This window comes from Chryseobacterium ureilyticum (genome assembly GCF_900156735.1).
Lineage (GTDB): Bacteria > Bacteroidota > Bacteroidia > Flavobacteriales > Weeksellaceae > Chryseobacterium > Chryseobacterium ureilyticum.
The window spans coordinates 433,189-451,534 of sequence record NZ_FTOL01000002.1 but is presented as its reverse complement, the minus strand read 5'-3'; the positions used below and the strand labels follow the sequence as shown (position 1 = coordinate 451,534).

General features: G+C 35.8%; 14 protein-coding genes. 4 read left to right on the top strand and 10 right to left on the bottom strand.

What is annotated here, in order from left to right; translation table 11 throughout:
* Window positions 1-89: 89 nt before the first annotated feature.
* The 7 genes from groL to BW983_RS08170 form a co-directional block, all read right to left on the bottom strand.
* A complete protein-coding gene (groL, locus tag BW983_RS08195) occupies window positions 90-1,715 on the bottom strand; it encodes a chaperonin GroEL (protein ID WP_076551497.1) in 1,626 nt (541 codons plus the stop codon).
* Between the two features lie 103 nt (window positions 1,716-1,818).
* The gene (locus tag BW983_RS08190) at window positions 1,819-2,097 is read right to left on the bottom strand and encodes a co-chaperone GroES (protein WP_034696138.1); all 279 of its coding nucleotides are present in this window, start codon (window positions 2,095-2,097) and stop codon (window positions 1,819-1,821) included.
* 180 nt (window positions 2,098-2,277) lie between these two features.
* Window positions 2,278-2,412: a hypothetical protein gene (locus BW983_RS24490; protein WP_262484587.1), complete on the bottom strand. Its 135-nt coding sequence runs from the start codon at window positions 2,410-2,412 to the stop codon at window positions 2,278-2,280.
* A gap of 250 nt (window positions 2,413-2,662) precedes the next feature.
* Window positions 2,663-3,382 carry a DUF3108 domain-containing protein gene (locus BW983_RS08185; protein WP_076551495.1) on the bottom strand — a complete coding sequence of 240 codons (720 nt, stop codon included), beginning with the start codon at window positions 3,380-3,382 and terminating at the stop codon, window positions 2,663-2,665.
* A gap of 133 nt (window positions 3,383-3,515) precedes the next feature.
* Window positions 3,516-4,406, bottom strand: coding sequence for a hypothetical protein (locus BW983_RS08180; protein ID WP_076551493.1), 891 nt, complete (start codon window positions 4,404-4,406; stop codon window positions 3,516-3,518).
* A gap of 21 nt (window positions 4,407-4,427) precedes the next feature.
* Window positions 4,428-6,809, bottom strand: coding sequence for a M1 family metallopeptidase (locus BW983_RS08175; protein WP_076551491.1), 2,382 nt, complete (start codon window positions 6,807-6,809; stop codon window positions 4,428-4,430).
* Between the two features lie 67 nt (window positions 6,810-6,876).
* Window positions 6,877-7,455, bottom strand: coding sequence for a HupE/UreJ family protein (locus tag BW983_RS08170; RefSeq protein ID WP_065395182.1), 579 nt, complete (start codon window positions 7,453-7,455; stop codon window positions 6,877-6,879).
* Window positions 7,456-7,606: 151 nt separating this feature from the next.
* On the opposite strand from BW983_RS08170, the gene BW983_RS08165 reads away from it, so the two are divergent.
* From BW983_RS08165 to BW983_RS08155, 3 genes are all read left to right on the top strand, one after another.
* Window positions 7,607-10,846 (top strand): S8/S53 family peptidase, encoded by a 3,240-nt coding sequence (locus tag BW983_RS08165; RefSeq protein ID WP_167369974.1) that lies wholly within the window; start codon window positions 7,607-7,609, stop codon window positions 10,844-10,846.
* A gap of 78 nt (window positions 10,847-10,924) precedes the next feature.
* Window positions 10,925-11,440: a DUF6702 family protein gene (locus tag BW983_RS08160; protein ID WP_076551487.1), complete on the top strand. Its 516-nt coding sequence runs from the start codon at window positions 10,925-10,927 to the stop codon at window positions 11,438-11,440.
* Between the two features lie 431 nt (window positions 11,441-11,871).
* Window positions 11,872-13,650 (top strand): autotransporter outer membrane beta-barrel domain-containing protein, encoded by a 1,779-nt coding sequence (locus tag BW983_RS08155; protein WP_167369973.1) that lies wholly within the window; start codon window positions 11,872-11,874, stop codon window positions 13,648-13,650.
* A gap of 136 nt (window positions 13,651-13,786) precedes the next feature.
* On the opposite strand, the gene BW983_RS08150 is transcribed toward BW983_RS08155, so the two are convergent.
* The gene (locus tag BW983_RS08150; protein ID WP_076551483.1) at window positions 13,787-14,380 is read right to left on the bottom strand and encodes an acyl carrier protein phosphodiesterase; all 594 of its coding nucleotides are present in this window, start codon (window positions 14,378-14,380) and stop codon (window positions 13,787-13,789) included.
* A 141-nt stretch (window positions 14,381-14,521) separates the two neighbouring features.
* Window positions 14,522-15,871 carry a DNA repair protein RadA gene (radA, locus tag BW983_RS08145; protein ID WP_076551481.1) on the bottom strand — a complete coding sequence of 450 codons (1,350 nt, stop codon included), beginning with the start codon at window positions 15,869-15,871 and terminating at the stop codon, window positions 14,522-14,524.
* 137 nt (window positions 15,872-16,008) lie between these two features.
* On the opposite strand from radA, the gene BW983_RS08140 reads away from it, so the two are divergent.
* Window positions 16,009-16,578 (top strand): YceI family protein, encoded by a 570-nt coding sequence (locus BW983_RS08140; RefSeq protein WP_076551479.1) that lies wholly within the window; start codon window positions 16,009-16,011, stop codon window positions 16,576-16,578.
* A gap of 72 nt (window positions 16,579-16,650) precedes the next feature.
* Here the strand turns inward: BW983_RS08140 and BW983_RS08135 are convergent, their stop codons facing one another.
* The gene (locus tag BW983_RS08135; protein ID WP_076551477.1) at window positions 16,651-18,345 is read right to left on the bottom strand and encodes a bifunctional alpha/beta hydrolase/class I SAM-dependent methyltransferase; all 1,695 of its coding nucleotides are present in this window, start codon (window positions 18,343-18,345) and stop codon (window positions 16,651-16,653) included.
* Window position 18,346: the final 1 nt, after the last annotated feature.

Here is an 18,346-nt window from a genome sequence, read left to right as displayed (position 1 = left end):
TTTTTTATAAGTTTTTAGTTTTTGAAAATAAAACCGCTCCACAAAAAGCAGAGCGGTTTATATATTAAATTTGTCTCAACGACACGTTGTTACATCATTCCTGGCATTCCACCACCCATTGGCATAGCTGGTTCAGTGCTCTTTACTTCAGTGATAACACACTCAGTAGTAAGAAGCATTCCAGATACAGAAGCTGCGTTTTCAAGAGCAACTCTTGTTACTTTAGTTGGGTCAATGATTCCTGCTTCAAGCATTTGAACATACTCGTCAGTTTTAGCGTTGTATCCGAAGTCACCTGTTCCTTCTGCTACTTTAGCAACGATTACAGAACCTTCACCACCTGCGTTAGCAACGATTTGTCTTAATGGCTCCTCGATAGCTCTCTTAACGATTTTGATACCTGTGTTTTCGTCAGCATTGATCCCTGAAAGGCTGTCTAGTGATTTGATAGCTCTTACTAAAGCAACACCACCACCTGCAACGATACCTTCTTCTACAGCAGCTCTAGTTGCGTGTAATGCATCATCTACTCTGTCTTTTTTCTCTTTCATTTCCACTTCAGAAGCAGCACCTACATAAAGTACAGCAACACCACCAGCTAACTTAGCTAATCTTTCCTGAAGTTTTTCTCTGTCGTAGTCAGAAGTTGTAGTTTCCATCTGAGCTTTGATCTGAGCTACTCTTCCTTTGATTTTAGCTTCGTCACCACCACCGTTTACAACAGTTGTGTTGTCTTTGTCGATTGTTACTTTCTCAGCAGTTCCAAGCATATCTAAAGAGATGTTTTCCATAGTGAAACCTTGCTCTTCAGAGATCACCTGACCACCTGTAAGGATAGCGATATCTTCTAACATTGCTTTTCTTCTGTCTCCGAATCCTGGAGCTTTTACAGCAGCAATTTTAAGAGAACCTCTTAGTTTGTTTACAACTAAAGTAGCTAAAGCTTCACCTTCAACTTCTTCAGAGATGATTAATAGAGATTTACCACCTTGTGCAATTGGCTCAAGAACCGGAAGTAATTCTTTCATTGAAGAAATTTTCTTCTCTACTAAAAGGATATATGGGTTTTCTAGTTCAGCTAACATTTTCTCAGGGTTAGTCACGAAGTATGGTGACTGGTATCCTCTGTCGAACTGCATACCTTCTACAACATCTACTGTTGTATCGATACCTTTAGCTTCTTCTACAGTAATTACACCTTCTTTTCCAACTTTTCCGAAAGCTTCAGCGATCAAAGCACCGATAGTTTCGTCATTGTTAGCAGATACAGAAGCAACTTGCTTTACTTTATCTGTAGAATCTCCAACAGCCTGAGACTGTGCTTTAAGGTTTTCAACAACTGCAGTTACAGCTTTGTCGATCCCTCTTTTAAGATCCATTGGGTTAGCACCAGCAGCTACGTTCTTAAGACCTTCTCTTACGATAGCCTGTGCCAATACAGTAGCGGTAGTAGTACCGTCTCCTGCGATATCATTAGTTTTGGAAGCAACTTCTTTTACCATTTGCGCTCCCATATTTTCTACTCTGTCTTCAAGTTCGATTTCTTTTGCTACAGAAACACCATCCTTAGTTACGTGTGGAGCACCGAAAGATTTTTCGATTACTACATTTCTACCTTTAGGACCTAAAGTTACTTTCACTGCATTTGCTAATGCATCAACTCCTCTCTTTAGAGCGTCTCTTGATTCAATATCGAATTTTATTTCTTTTGCCATTTTTGATTAGATATTAGATGTTAGATGTCAGATATAAGACAACTAACGATAGTTTTTAAATTTGATTTTTTAATCTGAAATCTGATGTCTGTGATCTGAAATCTTATCCGATGATTCCTAATAAGTCAGCCTCTCTTACGATTAAGTAATCTTTTCCTTCCAGCTTCAATTCAGCACCTGAATATTTTCCATAAAGTACTTTGTCACCTACCTGAACAGTTGTAGGCTCATCTTTTTTACCAGGACCTACTGCTACTACAGTACCTTCTTGCGGCTTTTCCTTTGCAGTATCCGGGATAATGATTCCTGAAGCTGTTTTAGTTTCTGCTGCGATTGGCTCTACCAGAACTCTGTCTGCCAATGGTTTAAAGTTTACTGACATAATATATTTATTTTTTAATTATTTCTGTGTTGTAATTCTCTAAATGTATGCCATGAAACCTAGATGGCTGAAATGGCAGACTTTTATTCCCGAATGTGAAAATTTGGCAGAAAAATAAAAAACAAAAAGCCGGAAGATTCCGGCTGTAATTGTAAGTGTTTAGTTTTATAGATGCATTTTCTACGGGCAATATTGTCCCGGACCGATCCATAAAATACATTGTCCTTTGTAATTGTACTCGCAGCAAAAACGTCCTGCCGCTCCACCGTTGATTGTTTTCTGAGCATCTCTGCTTAGTAATTTGGCATTTTTCATAGTTAATAATATTGAGTTGGTTTTACTTCCTGAACGTTTTACGTCAATCAGGATTTTGACATTTGGTGTTTAAGTATTACTCAAAGTTAATTATTTTTTCCTTTCGTTGTGATATATTTAAATATGATTTTTTATTCAATGGTTTGGTTATCAGTTTTTAAGCGGTCTTTTTGTTTAGGTAATGTCCTTAAATAGAGGATTTCTGTAAAAAGAATAAAGTTTACCATATTGATAAACTTTATTGATTTTTTTATTTGATGACTTCCATACTCATTTTTGTTTCTCCCAGCTTTATATCCTGCCTGATGACTTTTCTTGTTTCAGCATCAATAAAATGAGTCACCCATGATTCAAGATCTGTAATATCATCGGTGGTTTTTACTACCCAGACTTTTCTTCCTTCCAGTAGTGTTTCCTGAACGTCTTTTATATAAGCTCTCTGTATTCCTTTCACAATATCTGAGGTATAATTAAAAATAACAAGCTCCGGAGTATATCCTTTTTTAAATTCAATAAATCTGATGAGGACAGGGTAGATGCTGCTGTCGAAATAATTGGATGCTGCGATATTAATTTTTTCTTTTTTACCGCCGTGTGTGTCGGCATAGTATCCGGTGACATGAGTTTTTCCAAATTTAAGTTCTATAGATCTGTGCGGGTTAAAAGATGAATGATAGACCGGTTGGAAGTTGGCTATTTTTACCACACTGGAATCTACATATTTGGTATCACGTTCAGGTGTCATTTTTACATTAATTTTGATAAGAAGATCCGTAGAATTGAGCTTTCTGAGTTCAGTAATCACTCTGCCAAACTCCAATTTTTTCCCATCACGCTCCAGATACCATATAGATTCTGATACTTCGTTTTTTATCAGGTTCGGATCAATTTTGATATTTTTCGGAGTAAGAAGGTTCTGTGAAAAAAGATTAGCAGTACATAATAGTAAAAGTAAAATAAATGTTCTCATGGTCTTTTTTTATGATAAGTAGTGTTATCCTTGTTAAAAGTTACATCTTTTTGATTTTTAATGCTTTTCTATGTAGATTGATGCTCTTTGTAAAGAAAAAAGTTCACCGAATGGGTGAACTTTTATTTTAATTTTATTGACAGGTTTGTTTGTAATCGTCAATGAGCTTTCTGAACATTTTAGTGTATAACTCGGTTTTGTAATGCATATTGATCTTTGCTGCTTCTGCTCCTTTTTTTCCTTTGATCATTGCTTTTCTTTCCGTGTCGGATTCTTTTTTATTTTCCTTAAAGGTTTTATTGGAGAAATATTCATTTTTTCTCGCTTCATCTACCTTTTTCAGAAACTCCGGGCAATCGGCACCTACAATTTCATAAGCTTTATAGAACTTTTTGTAAAGCGTTTTCATATTGAATAATGCCAGTGGGCTTAGTGAACTGTAATCTACCGGAGCAATAGCAACTGTTTCATTAGGCTTGCTAAGATAAGTCATGACATACATTAATTGACAGGTGTCTTCGTTTCCGTCAAATCCTGAAGAAAAACTATTCCCGAAATTGGCTCTGCACGTCATACTTCTGTATCCGTAAAGATTGATCGGTCCTTTTTCCATTAACGGAAGCATAAGTACTCTTCCTTCGGATTCCAATTCAAGATTATTATTGATTTCCTTTACAATTCGCTTATCCAGCTGAAATGTTTCCTGTGTATCTTCATTGGTATAAATAAGACTTTTAATGTCAGAAACCTGAATAAGCTGAATGTTTTTGTCGTCTTTTGATGACTTAAACTTAACTTCTTTTCTATCTAAATGAGCGCTTTTCTCGCTACTTTTTCCAATCATCTGAAATGTAGCTACGTCAGGAAGCATAAAGTCCTGAGCAAATCCTTTTTTTGTACTTCCGTCTTCCATAAGGATTTCAATGGGAAGGAAATCTCTTTTGCCCGTATAAAATTGCAGAGATTGGGCGCATAGAGTAGAAGCTGTTGCAATGAACAGCAATAATGCATTGAGTTTTTTCATGGTTATAGTTAAAAAAATGTATTAGCTTTTTCCTGCCGCCTGCATTGGGTTTACCTTTCCGTTTGAGCTTCCTCTTGCGGAATTACCTTCCTGTTTTTGTTTGAAAAGTTGGAACTTTGAAGTTTCAGTTCCGGAACCATTACTGGTCCATAAATTATTGTTTGTATCAATATCAGCCGTTTCTCTCATTGGATCCAGCTGAATAGATTTTAATTTTTTATCAAAATAATAGGTCTTGGAAACCTTCTGTTCATTCAGTCTCCAGATCTGAGCAGATGACTTATCATATAATTTCGATCCGTCTTCAAATGTAAACTCAAGAATGATTGGCATTACCAATCCACCTTTATTTGCAAAATCGATCTGGTATGCTGTAATATTTTTGAATTTTTCTTTATCCTTGGTATCTAAAGGAAGTCCAGCCTCTACTTTGGATGTATATTCCTTTGTGTTTACTTTTTCCTGTCCTCTGTCATATCTATAGTAGAAATCCTGAGCATCTTTATCCTGATCAACATAGAACGTAATATTCTTATCTTGTCTGTTTCTGATTTTTGAAAGATCTTCAAAACTGTTTACCAATGGTTTTTCAACCTGATATTTGATTTCCTGAGCAGCTTTTGGATCAGTATCTAAATTAGGAGTTGCAACTGTTACTTTATCGATAGCAATATCTACCGGATCAGTTCCGTAGAACCAACCTCTCCAGAACCAGTCAAGGTCTTCACCGCTGGCATCTTCCATCGTGCGGAAAAGATCCGCTGGTTCTGGATGTTTGAATGCCCATCTTTTTGAATAAGTTTTGAATGCTTTATCAAAAAGTTCTCTTCCCATGATGGTTTCACGAAGAATATTCAGCCCTGTTGCCGGTTTTGAATAAGCGTTTGGTCCGTATTGGATAATATTTTCAGAATTACTCATGATCGGCTCCAGCTGGTCTTTCGGAAGTTTCATATAATCTACGATCGTCCAAGCCGGTCCTCTTTTGGAAGGAAATTTATTATCCCATTTTTCTTCTGTAAGGTATTCTGTGAAAGTGTTCAGACCTTCATCCATCCAAGCCCACTGTCTTTCATCAGAATTGATGATCATAGGGAAGAAGTTGTGTCCTACTTCATGGATGATTACTCCGATCATTCCGTTTTTGGTTCCTTCCGAATAAGTTCCGTCTTTTTCAGTTCTTCCGAAGTTGAAACAGATCATAGGATATTCCATACCATTGGCAGCTTCTACAGATTGAGCTACAGGATATGGATAAGGAATTGTGAATTCCGAATAGGTTTTAATTGTATGAGCAACTGCCTTTGTAGAAAACTTTCTATACAATCCGTAAGATTCCTTAGGGTAAAAGCTCATTGCCATTACTTTGTTATTATTTTCAGGAATAGTAACGCGCATTCCGTCCCAGATGAATTTTCTGGAAGAAGTCCATGCGAAATCCCTTACATCATTCGCTTCGAAAACCCATGTTTTTCTTTGTTTTGAATGATTTTTCTCTGCTTTTTTTGCTTCATCTAATGTTACAATTTCTATAGGTTCAGAAGCATTTTCAGCTTTTTTGTATCTAGAAAGCTGATCAGAAGTTAATACCTGATCATAATTTTTACATTCACCGGTTCCGCCTACAATATGATCAGCAGGAACATTCATAGAAACTTTAAAATTTCCGAAAACCAGTGCAAATTCACCTCTTCCGGTAAACTGATGGTTTTGCCAGCCCTGAAAGTCACTGTATACACACATTCTAGGATACCATTGTGCCATTGTGTAAAGATCATTACCATCTTCAGGGAAGTTTTCATAGCCGCCACGACCGCCCATCTTCATCCTGTTTCCGATATTGTAATTCCAATCTACTTTGAAAACAAACTTTTCACCTTTTTTCAACGCTTTTGGAAGGTCAATACGCATCATTGTCTTATTGACCGTATATTTTAAAGGATTTCCTGAAGCATCGGTAACTTTTTCAAGACTTACTCCATACCCGTTATCCTTTATCGGAAGTTCCGTTACTTTAAGCTGTTCCGTTGTTGAAGGACGAATGATGGAAGATGTATCATATCCTGCATTTTTTATACTTGAATGTTCATTTTCATCAAGCTGCAGCCAGATGTACTCCAGTTCGTCAGGAGAATTGTTGTAATAAGTAACTGTTTCCGAACCTTTCAAATTTCTTTTATTCTCATCAAGGTAAGCCGTGATATTGTAATCCGCTCTGTTTTGCCAATATGCATGTCCTGGAGCTCCGGAAGCTGTTCTGTAAATATTGGGTGTTGGAAGAATTGTTCCCAGCTGCTCAAACTTGTTTCCATGGTTGCTGCCCGGGTTATTCTGTATATTTTGTGCGGTGAAACCTGTATATGCAAATACAGAAAGTGAAAGTATAACAACTTTTAGTTTCATAACCGAAATGATTTAATAATTGTCAAAGATAATAATAAGCTGTTGAAATAATAAAAATATTTCACGTTTAGAACGGAATTCTTTCCAATGTCATTTTTAAGGATAAAGCAAAGACTCCGGATGAAACAAAGAGGATCCAGTCTTTTTTGTTGACTTTAAAAATAGTAAGAAGAATAAACAATGCGATGAGGATACCAAAGACAATAACGATCTGCCCTAGTTCCAACCCGATGTTAAAACCAAGAAGAGGAAGGGCAATACTTTGGCTTTTGGCTATCATAACTCTTGCTGTATTGGCAAATCCCATTCCGTGAACAAGACCGAAGATTAAAGCAAGGTAATAATTTGCACGCATCAAGGTTTGTTTTTGATTTTTCATGATAATATTGTCCAGAGAAGTCAGAACGATCGTCAATGGAATGAGAAATTCAACCCAATCTGAGGGAACTCTGAAAATATCAAGAATGCTTAACGCGAGTGTAATGGAATGTCCAATGGTGAATGCGGTAACCAGAATGAGAATTTTTTTCCAGTCACTGTAAGAATAAACGGCTATTAATGCCAGTACAAACAGCTGATGATCCAAAGCATCAAGGGAAATAATATGTTCCCATCCAAGGTTTAAATAGAATAGAAAATCCTGCATTTTTAATAATAGATTATTGGTTTTATGTATTGTGTTAAAATGAGTTAATTGATTTGTTTTAATTTAATTTTTTAACATAAAAAATATAAATGAATTTGTTTATTCTTCAATAAGATAAATATTGTATAATTGTATTGCTAAAAAAATGAAAATGGATATTAAAAAATTATTTTTTACAAAAGTAAACATTTCACCTAGAGAAGCGAAGCTTCTTAGAAATGTTGCGGCTGCCTTTTTAGGACTGTATTCTTACGGTTTTAATGCTCAGGTACAGAAACTGGATTCTCGCTTCGATGTTCTTCTGAAGAATAAAGAGAGTATTACAAGAGGTCAGACTATCAAAGAAATGGAACATGTTGATATGAAACTTGATCAGCATCTGGTGGTGACATCTAAAGGAGCTCAAACGATGTATTCTTGTATCATTTACACGAAAGACCCGGAAAAACTAAAGTTAGACGGATTTTTAGTTCAAACTCAATTGCCTACTTTTTCCACAGCTTTAGTTACTATTGAAGATATTGAGAAATTGACGAAACTTCCTTATGTGACCTCTGTTATGGCTCCTACATTTGATGAGCTTCATAATGATGTAAGCAGAGCACAGTCCGGAGCTAGTCTTTTACAGGATGGAGCTTTTAATAATACAGCCTATAACGGAACGGGTGTCTTGGTAGGAATCTATGATACAGGGATCGATTGGAAGCATCCGGATTTCAGAAAAGCAGATGATCAGACAAAAAGTAGAATTGTTTCTATTTGGGATCAGACATTAACTGCACAGGCAGGAGAAACAACACCTACAGGATTCTCAACAGGAGTAGAATATACAAGAGCTCAGATTGAAGATGAACTGGACGGAACTCCAACAGGCTTTGTACGTGAAAATGATACCAATGGTCACGGAACTCACGTATCAGGAACCGCAGCAGGAAATGGAGCTGCGTTTGCAGATAAAAGACATAAAGGATTTTCTTCTCATGCAGACATTGTCTTTGTAAAAGGAGGTAATGGATCTTTCCCAACAACAAATACGATTAATGCTTTAACATATTTTCAAAATGTAGCTACTGCACTGAATAAACCAATCGTTGTCAATATGAGTATTGGAGGGCAGTCTACTGCTCATGACGGAACTTCATCTCATGAAGTAGCGGTGAATAATTTTACCACTTCAGGACCTGGAAGAGTAGTTGTAATTTCAGCAGGTAATGATTATGGTCCCAATATCCATAGAAAGGTGGACATGGAACCGAATACTTCCCAAACGTATAATTTTACTGTAGCAAGTAATACCACAGCAGCGTCAGTATTTTCATTTATCATGTATGCAAATGATAACAGCCCTGTTACAGCTAAACTTACAACCCCTGATGGTCAGCAGTATATTCAAAATATAAGTACAACTACTTCTCATAGTATTTTAGGTGGAGGGTTTACGGCTACCATGTACAATTATTGGGGAACAGATAATAATAAACGTTATGTTCAGCTTGTTATCAACAGAGTTTCAGGATCAACGGCAAATTGTCAAGGAAATTATTCATTAGAAGTTACCAATAATGGGACACAGCCAATAACGGCTCACAGCTGGCTTTATAGTCAGGGAGTGTCTACTACAATGCAAAATGGTGATAACGAGTATATCGTTGGAAGCCCTGGAAATGCATCCAATGCTATCACGGTTGCATCATATATGGGAAGAGGAAGCTGGTATAGCAGCATTGGGGGTTATTTAACAACAACTCCTCAGGAATCCATATCATCATTTAGTTCACAGGGACCAAGGGTAGATGGTTTTGCAAAACCTGATATTACAGCTTCCGGTCAAAATGTGATTTCTTCAAGATCTAGTAATTCTTTACCAGCTACTACTGATATTATTACAGGGACCAATTACTATGTGAAAAATCAAGGAACAAGTATGTCTTCTCCAGGGGTAGCGGGAGCTGTAGGGCTATTGCTTCAGGCAAATCCTACCTTAACGGCTGCACAGGTGAAATCCCGTCTGATGGCAAATGCTAGAATGGATGGTGCCACCGGTACTGTTCCTAATATGAGATGGGGAGCTGGAAAACTTGACATTTATAAGGCTGTTACAGATGAATTAGGTTGTGTGAAATCTAATTTTGAAGCATTAACCTATGATGAACCTTATATTATTGTGAATACAGAAAGTAATAGCGCAAGCAGTAATTTCGATAACACCGCTTTAGCTGTTCGATATACACCGACATTAACTGGAAAACTAGGTGGGTTTTCTTTCACGGCAGGGTCAGGAACTATTCCTACCGATCTTGCAGTGGATATTCAGATAAGAAAAGTAAATGCAAACGGAGATCCTGGTGATATTATAGCTACTAAAACAGTTTCATCATGGATCAATGATGTCCAGAGATTTACATGGAATTATATAGACTTGTCCAGCTTAAATATTCAGACAACTACCGGAAAAGATTTTTATATTGTAATCAATGGTCTGGCTGGAAGAATTGCTGTAAAATATGAAAATATCGCTGTAAGCGGAAGAAGTAAAACTTCAACAGACGGTACGAGCTGGATTACCAGAAATTTTGACCTTAAAATGAGAGCTACTGTTTATGAAAACGTGGCTGAAGTGAAAAACCTGGCAACTGCCAATCAAACGAAAGCAAATGCTGTAGCTACAGGGTATAATTACTTTACCAACTCATGTCAGCTTATCGCAAGAGTGGAAAAAGAAACAGCCAGCACTGTTACAGGAAATATAACTTCTAAAGTTTGGGTTGATAATGTACAGCCAAACTATGTATCAAGAAGATATGAAATCAATCCGGATACTAATGCTGCGACAGCAACAGGAAAAGTGACTTTATATTTTAAACAAGCTGATTTTGATGCTTATAATGCGATCAGCAGTGTTAAATTGCCTACTTCGCCAGCAGACATAGCAAACAAAGCAAACCTTGTTATTGAAAAGTATAGTGGAACAAGTGCCGGAAATATTGGTACAGTAAGCTCTTTTGGAAGCGCTGCAACTTTCATTACTCCGGATGTAAATGATATTGTATGGAATGATACATATAAATATTGGGAAGTAAGTTTCCAGGCAGCAGGTTTTGGTGGTTATTTTGTTAAAACAAACGGAACATTGGGAACAAAAGATATTAAACTAAGTTCTGATATTAATATTACTCCAAATCCGGCGAAAGACTTTGTAAATGTTTCATTAGGCAGATATTCCAAAGCTTCTGTAACGATTTATGATGCTTCTGGAAAATTGGTTAAAACAGTAAATATCAATTCAAATTCTGGTAGAATAGAGGTTTCGGAATTGGTAAAAGGAACCTACATGTTTACTATTGATGTAGATGATAACCAAAAGATTACTAAGAAAATAATTAAACAATAAAATATTAAAAAATTAGGTAATGAAAAGCAGCAGTTTTATAACTGCTGCTTTTTTTATATTTGCTGTAAAATAGAACGAATGTCCGGTAGACTTTTTTTTGGATTCCTTTTGTCCTTTATGATGATATTTCAAAGTTTTGTAAGCAGCGATGCGTTACATCCTTATCACGTAGGATCTGTGGAAATTAATTACAGTTCAAAGTCTAAAACATTTGAAGTAACAGGCAGGTTTTTTCTGGATGATCTGGAAAATGCTCTTGGGAAGAAATATGGCGGAATTTATCATTTTAATGATGATAAATATAAAGCTAAGCTCAATGAAGCATTACAGAAGTATTGTCAGGAGTACTTTAAATTAAAAGCAGATAATAAGTTTCTTAAGGTAAATTATGTAGGATATGAGGAAGATCAGGAATCTGTAAACGTTTACCTTGAATCTGAACCTGTCGCTAATCCTAAAAAAGTGGAAGCTGCCGTAAGTTTTTTATACAACCTTTTTGATGATCAGATCAATATTGTTCACATCATCGTCAATGGGGACAGGAAAAGTGAGAAAATGACTTACCCAAATCGTTATCTTTTTAAGAACTTTTAATCTAATTATTAAATAAAATATTACTTGAAGCAGCAGTTATAATTGTTGCTTTTTTTAATGTAAAACAATTTTAAATCACGCAATGTTGATAAAATTTAATTAATTGGTTTTTTTATAAAAAATTATTTTTGAATTATTGTTAATTATTTATGTTAATTGTTGGTTATATTTATTTAAAATTAAGTGTTATTGAGTTTATTTATTGTTTTTAATTCTATTAAATTGATTTTAATTTATAATTTATTTTGTTTTTTTATTTGATTTTTATTATTAATTTTGAATTATACCGAGACAATGTTTTATATATAGAATTAAAATATCCCCCACACCAACATTATAAATGTTATAAAACTGAAATTATATTTTCAGTTGATTGCAGTAATAAAATCTTCTATCACAAAAATCTAATCATTAAATAACTTAATATGAACATGAGAAAAACGAATTTAACATTGGCTTTGCTTGCTTTTAGCAGTATTATTTACGCTCAGGTAGGTATTAATACTCCTAGTCCATCTGCCACTATGGATATAACTGCAAAGAATACTACGGGAACGTCTACTGAAGTAGATGGTCTTTTAGTAGCCCGCGTAGATCGGTTAAGAGCTCAAAGTATGACAGGAACACCTGTTTCTACAATGATTTACGTAAATGGAGTTACTAATGGAAGCCAAACAGGAACAGCTATTAATATTGATGCTGTAGGATATTATTATTACAATGGTACAGTATGGGTGAAGCTTCATAATCCAACAAATGCCGTAGCCGCCAATATTTATAATACAAATGGTACTCTAAGTGGCAATAGAATAGTAAGTCAGGGTACAAATACATTAACATTTACCGCTAATGCAATTAATGCATTCTCCGTCAATGGAAATAACTTTTCAGTTGATGCTCTCAATAAAAGAGTGGGAATCGGTACATCTGCTCCTGGCAGCTTCTTATCAGTATTAAATCCTGTAGCAGGAACCATAACAGATATTTTAAGTGCCGGAATAGATAACTGCGGTGTACCATGTGCGCAAGGAACACCGAGAAATATTACACTGTATAATAATAATATTACCAATCCTTTATTTGGAAGTATTGAATTTATTCCTTCTAACAATCCTTCCTCAGTTTCCGGAGCATCTATTATAGGAATAGACCGGGATGCTGTTAATAACTATGCAGGGATTCAGATTTACACAAGAAATGCTACTGACTATGCACCAAGAATAACCGTGAAGTCTTCAGGAAATATAGGTATAGGAACCGTAGCCCCCGCTACAAAACTAGATGTACAGTCAGGAGGAACATCTGTAGCTCCTATAGCTGCCATAAAGATTGTGGATGGAAACCAAAATAACGGATATGTTCTTACCTCTGATGCTACAGGGATAGGAACCTGGAAAGCAATTCCTGCAACTAGTTCTGTTAATATTTATAATACCGATGGAACTTTAACAGGCAACCGCGCTGTAACACAAGGAAGCAATACCCTTGCTTTTAGTGGAACAGCAGTAAATGCTTTTTCTGTAGATGGTACTACTTTATCTGTAGATGCTGCAAATGATAGAGTAGGAGTAGGAACTGCTGCTCCTACCAATAAACTTCATATTAATGGCACAGATCCTTTACGTTTGCAAGGAACTACGACCGGAAATACAACTACAGACCCGCTTATGGTATTGGATGGTAATGGTGTTGTGAAAACCATTGGTACACTTGGAGCATTATCAATTCCAAACCCTGCTCTTTTCAGATTGGAGACAGCTCAGACAGATTTTCTTAATGGTTTTTCGGCTGGGAGTTTGTCCACTGTTCCAATGTCTGTAATAAAGAATTCAATCTCAGGGATGAGTTATAACGCAGCCACCAGTACGATTACGTTTCCAGCAGGAACTTATCAGATAACTTTTGTATATGAAGCACTTCATAACAATGATAACGGAACATCAGTGGAAGCGGATAAATGCAGAAACAGCTCATATATTGTTGATTTCCCTACCAGTATTTCAGGCACTCAGAGAATTCACAGTACAGCATATCATAACTCCGGAATTTTATCCAATCACGGAGGTACTATTACCTATTCTACCACAGTTCCGGCTGGAAGAACATGGCCTATCCGTTTGGGAAGAGGACAATCAGGAAACTGTACAGGTCCAGGAATGACTTTAGCTGCAGCTTCAACACAGCTTTTAGTTTTCAGAATTGGTGATTAATATTACTTTAGAAAATACTTTAATAGAAAGAAGTTCCCCAAATTTTTCCAAAGAGTATTCGGACGTAAAAAATTCTAATAACACAAATTTAAGAAACACTTATCTTATGCTAGGTAAGTGTTTTTTTGATTTTAAATTAATTTTCCAATTGTAAAAGAGCGTTTATCTCTTTAGTATGAGCAATCAGATCAGGAAAAAAATCATCATAGCATTCCTGCAGAATTTTTTTATTATTTAAAAAAGCCTCAAAAACAGGAATATCTTTCTCCAGATATTTCGCTTTGTTCAGAACATTCTGAATACTAAATTTAATTCCCCAGTCTTCACGGTAATTGTAAAGCCAGTCATCATGTTCCATTTTGACCAGCATTTTTTTGAAATTTTCAGGCAGCCATTCTTCATGAGAATTTAAAACTCTGTAGACGCGCAGAGAATGTGCTTTCCATTCGGCTAGAGAATGTAAAGAAAGGTCATTTGCTACGAAGTAATCCATAGAAACATCCACAAAAGCACCAGCATAAAGCCTTACCAATGGTGCAAATACTTTTTTAGCCTCATGAATAGCAGGGTGAGAATCTGTAAATGTATCAATTGCTCTATGCAGGGTAATTCCATCCTGTATGCCTTTCGGAAAAGAAAAGCGGTCTCTGTTTTTAATAAAATCTTCTAAAAACTGACCCACAATTTGTCCGTCAGTGAAGGTGAGATAGGAATGAGCCAGATAATTCATAATTTAAAGGTATGAATTAAAAGTGAATAGTAGAACAGGTATAAATAATGAATAGTGAATGTGCTTTGCAGTGAATTTTTTAATCGGCTTTTCTCATTAACGATTGACTTATGAAGCAAATTCACTGTTCATTATAAAATTCTAAAAAAGTCTTTCATGAAAATCTTCAATCTTACTCACTTCCTCAATCTTGATACCAAATTTTTTCTTCGGAAGTTTATTGAGATTGGAAATGAAAATTTTCTCGTAACCCAATTTTTCAGCTTCGGTAATTCTTTGTTCTGCCTGTGCAATCGGACGAATTTCTCCACTTAAACCAATTTCTCCTGCAAAGCAATAATGTTCAGAAATAGCAATATCTTCGTTCGATGAAAGAACAGACGCAATTACGGCAAGGTCCAATGCAGGGTCGTCCGTTTTTATTCCTCCCGTAATGTTAAGGAAAACGTCTTTAGCTCCCAATTGAAATCCTGCTCTTTTTTCCAGTACAGCAAGAAGCATATTCAGTCGTTTGGAATCAAATCCGGTAGAACTTCTTTGTGGAGTACCATAAACAGCAGTGCTTACCAAAGCCTGAATCTCTAGAAGCATCGGTCTGTTTCCTTCCAGAGTTACCGCAACAGAGTTACCGGAAAGTTCTTCAAATTTCTTTGTGATAAGGATTTCTGAAGGGTTTTTAATTTCTTTTAATCCCTGAGAGACCATTTCGTAGATTCCAATTTCTGATGTAGATCCGAAACGGTTTTTATTTGCTCTTAATAATCTGAACAGGTGATTTCTGTCTCCGTCAAAATTTAAAACGACATCCACCATGTGTTCCAGTACTTTTGGTCCGGCAATTTGACCATCTTTGGTAATATGACCTACAAGAAATACAGGAATACTGTTTTCTTTAGCATATTTAATAATTTCGTTGGAACATTCTCTGATTTGGGAAACGGTTCCTGGTGAGCTTTCAATCAACTGTGACTGCAATGTCTGAATAGAGTCAATGATCATGAAATCAGGCTCCAGTTTTTTTGCCTCATGAAGAATTTTCTCTAGTGAGGTTTCAGTAAAAAGAAAACAGTTGGGATTTTGAATATCCGTAAGTCTGTCAGCTCTCATTTTGATTTGAGAAGCACTTTCTTCCCCGGAAACATAGAAGATTTTTTTCTTCATTTTTAGGGCAAGCTGTAACAGAAGGGTAGACTTCCCAATTCCCGGTTCACCACCAATCAGTGTAACAGACCCTAAAACAATTCCGCCACCCAAAACACGGTTCAGTTCTTCGGAAGGAGTCTTTATTCTTGGTTCTTCACTTGTTTCAACCTCAATAATATTGATGACATGTTGCTTAGTCTTTGAGAAAGGTACTGCTTTACTGTTGGGTTTTTCCACCACTTCTTCCACTAATGTGTTCCATTGTCCGCAATTTTTACATTGCCCCATCCATTGAGAATATTGAGTTCCGCAGTTTTGACAGAAATATGCTGTTTTCAGTTTTGCCATACTGCGAAGGTATAAAAAAAGCATTTTTCTTCCGAACCTCAGAGATAATTTTTTAGTGATAAAAAGTTAACATAGGATAATGGATTGAGTAAGCGTAATGCTATAGCTTTGCTGAAAATATTTAAATAAATAATACAATGAAAAAATTATTCTTATCCTTCGCATTTATGCTATTAAGCATTTTCACTTTTGCTCAAAATAATTGGGAAATTGACCCGATGCACTCTTCTGTGAACTTCAATATCAAGCATATGGGAATCAGTTTTGTTCAAGGGAGATTTGATAAATTTGCAGGAACACTTACGACTAAAGAGTCTAATCTAGATCATTCAACATTCAATGTAACAGTTGCTACTGAAAGCATCAATACAGGGGTTGAAATGAGAGATAAACACCTTAAAAGCGATGATTTCTTCTCTGCAGATAAATATCCTGATATGAAATTTGAAGGAGCATCCGTTACAAAAGATAAAAACGGAGTGTATGTGTTTAAAGGAAAACTGACTATCAAAGGTGTTACAAAAGATGTTAGCGTACCGGTTACTTTAGGAGGCTTGACAAAAAATAAGGAAGGAAAAGAAATGATGGGATTACAGACTAAATTTTCTGTTAACCGTTTCGATTATGATTTGAAATATGATCCTACAGGAACAGCAATTGCAAAAGATGTTTCTATTGATGTATATCTTGAATTAATCAAAAAATAATCCTTTGGATAAGTGAAAAAAGGTTTCTCAATATGCTTGAGAAACCTTTTTTTATGGGTAATAATATACTTTTTATAGATTTAATTTTCCTGAAGAAACAGTAAAGATTCCAAAATCATCAATCAGCATTTTTTCCTTTTGAACGGTATTGAAAGCCATAATTCTGTCCAGTTCCTTCTGTGAACGTCTTCTCATGATCCAATCTTTATTCTGATGATTGTTCAGAACGTAAGCAATCATTTTCAATTGCGGATGCCAAGGTTGTCCTGTATAAACAAGATAAGAATCTTTTTCCGAGATAGAAGTTATCCCCTGAATTGCTTTGCTGGCAAATTCATTATCACCAAAAAGTTCCAGAATACCGGAAACAATAGTAATATTAGGTTCAAAATTCAGTTTTTTATAAGTTTCAGAATCAAAGCAATCGAAATTAGTGAAGCGGATGTGTTGATAACTTTTTTCCCTGATCACCTTTTCCCCGATTTCAATATTGGATTTTACAAACTCATTGATAACGATTTCTGCTTCCGGATATTTTTCTTTAATGTCAAATAAATAATTTCCCGTTCCACCTGCAACATCTAAAATCTTAACAACTCTTCCTTGCTGCTTCAGGGTTTGAATATTTTCTTCCAAAAGTTGAAGTAGATGCTGTTTTCTGATACGGATTCCTCTCCAGCCAATAGCGTTGAGGTAATTTTTATCCATCATTTTTCCGAAACCAAACTTTCCTTTTGGTTGGTTTTTATAAACATAATCCAGGGAAGCACCAGAATCAAAACCATATTTTAATCCGATAGCCATTCCGTTGCTTATCTTTCCGATTTTTCCGAGGGAAAATTTTTGAAATTTGAAATTCAGATTATTTCCCACATTGTTTTGAAGGTCCTGATATTCCTTTACAGAAAACTGATCCGGAGAAAGATTGGTTTGTTTTGGAACTTTTTGAAAACATTGTTCAGAAAAATCAACAATTTTATCATACACCTGCTCTCTTCCGGAATCAAATAAAATCCCATGGAAGAAATTAGGGAGAATCTCATAGTATTTCAGCTCCGTATCCAGTCTATCATGAAACATTTTCTGATCTTTGTTGAATACCACATGATCTTTTTCTGCCGCTAATATCAAAGTAGGAGTATCTATTGCTTCGGCATCTTCTACCAACCGTTTCCCGGCATTGGCAAGATCAATCAGCAGCTCAGCATCAATAGATCGTGAAATTAACGGATCTGTATCGTAAGCTTTCTGTTGTTCAGGGTCGTGGGTGAGCATTGTAGATTTTACATAGCTTTTTATGATTAATCCTTTTTTCAGCTTGGTTCCCAGCGTAATCATTTCATTAGCCAAAGGAACGATGAGATTAATTCTGAAAGCAGGAGCAAGAAGTGCCATACCAGCAATATTTGGTGCAAAATCGTGGGCCCAGGCAGAAGCGATTACTCCGCCAATACTATTTGCCACTACAAAAACATCCGAGATTTTTATATTATATTTTGAAACTAGAAATTTGGAAAAAGAATCCAAATCTCTTACATAATCCATGAAAACAGATGAAGTCTGCGTTTTAGTAAGCCCATGTCCACGAAGATCAAATGCAAAGATGTTGTACTTTGAAAACTGTGGAGACTGAGCAATATCATTGAGTCTTTCAGAATGCTCATGTCCACGATGAATCATGATGATCGTTTTCTGTTGTGGCTGGTAATTCCATTCACGGTAAAAAATCTCATTATTGTCAAAACTCGTAAAATGTCCGCTGTTCATA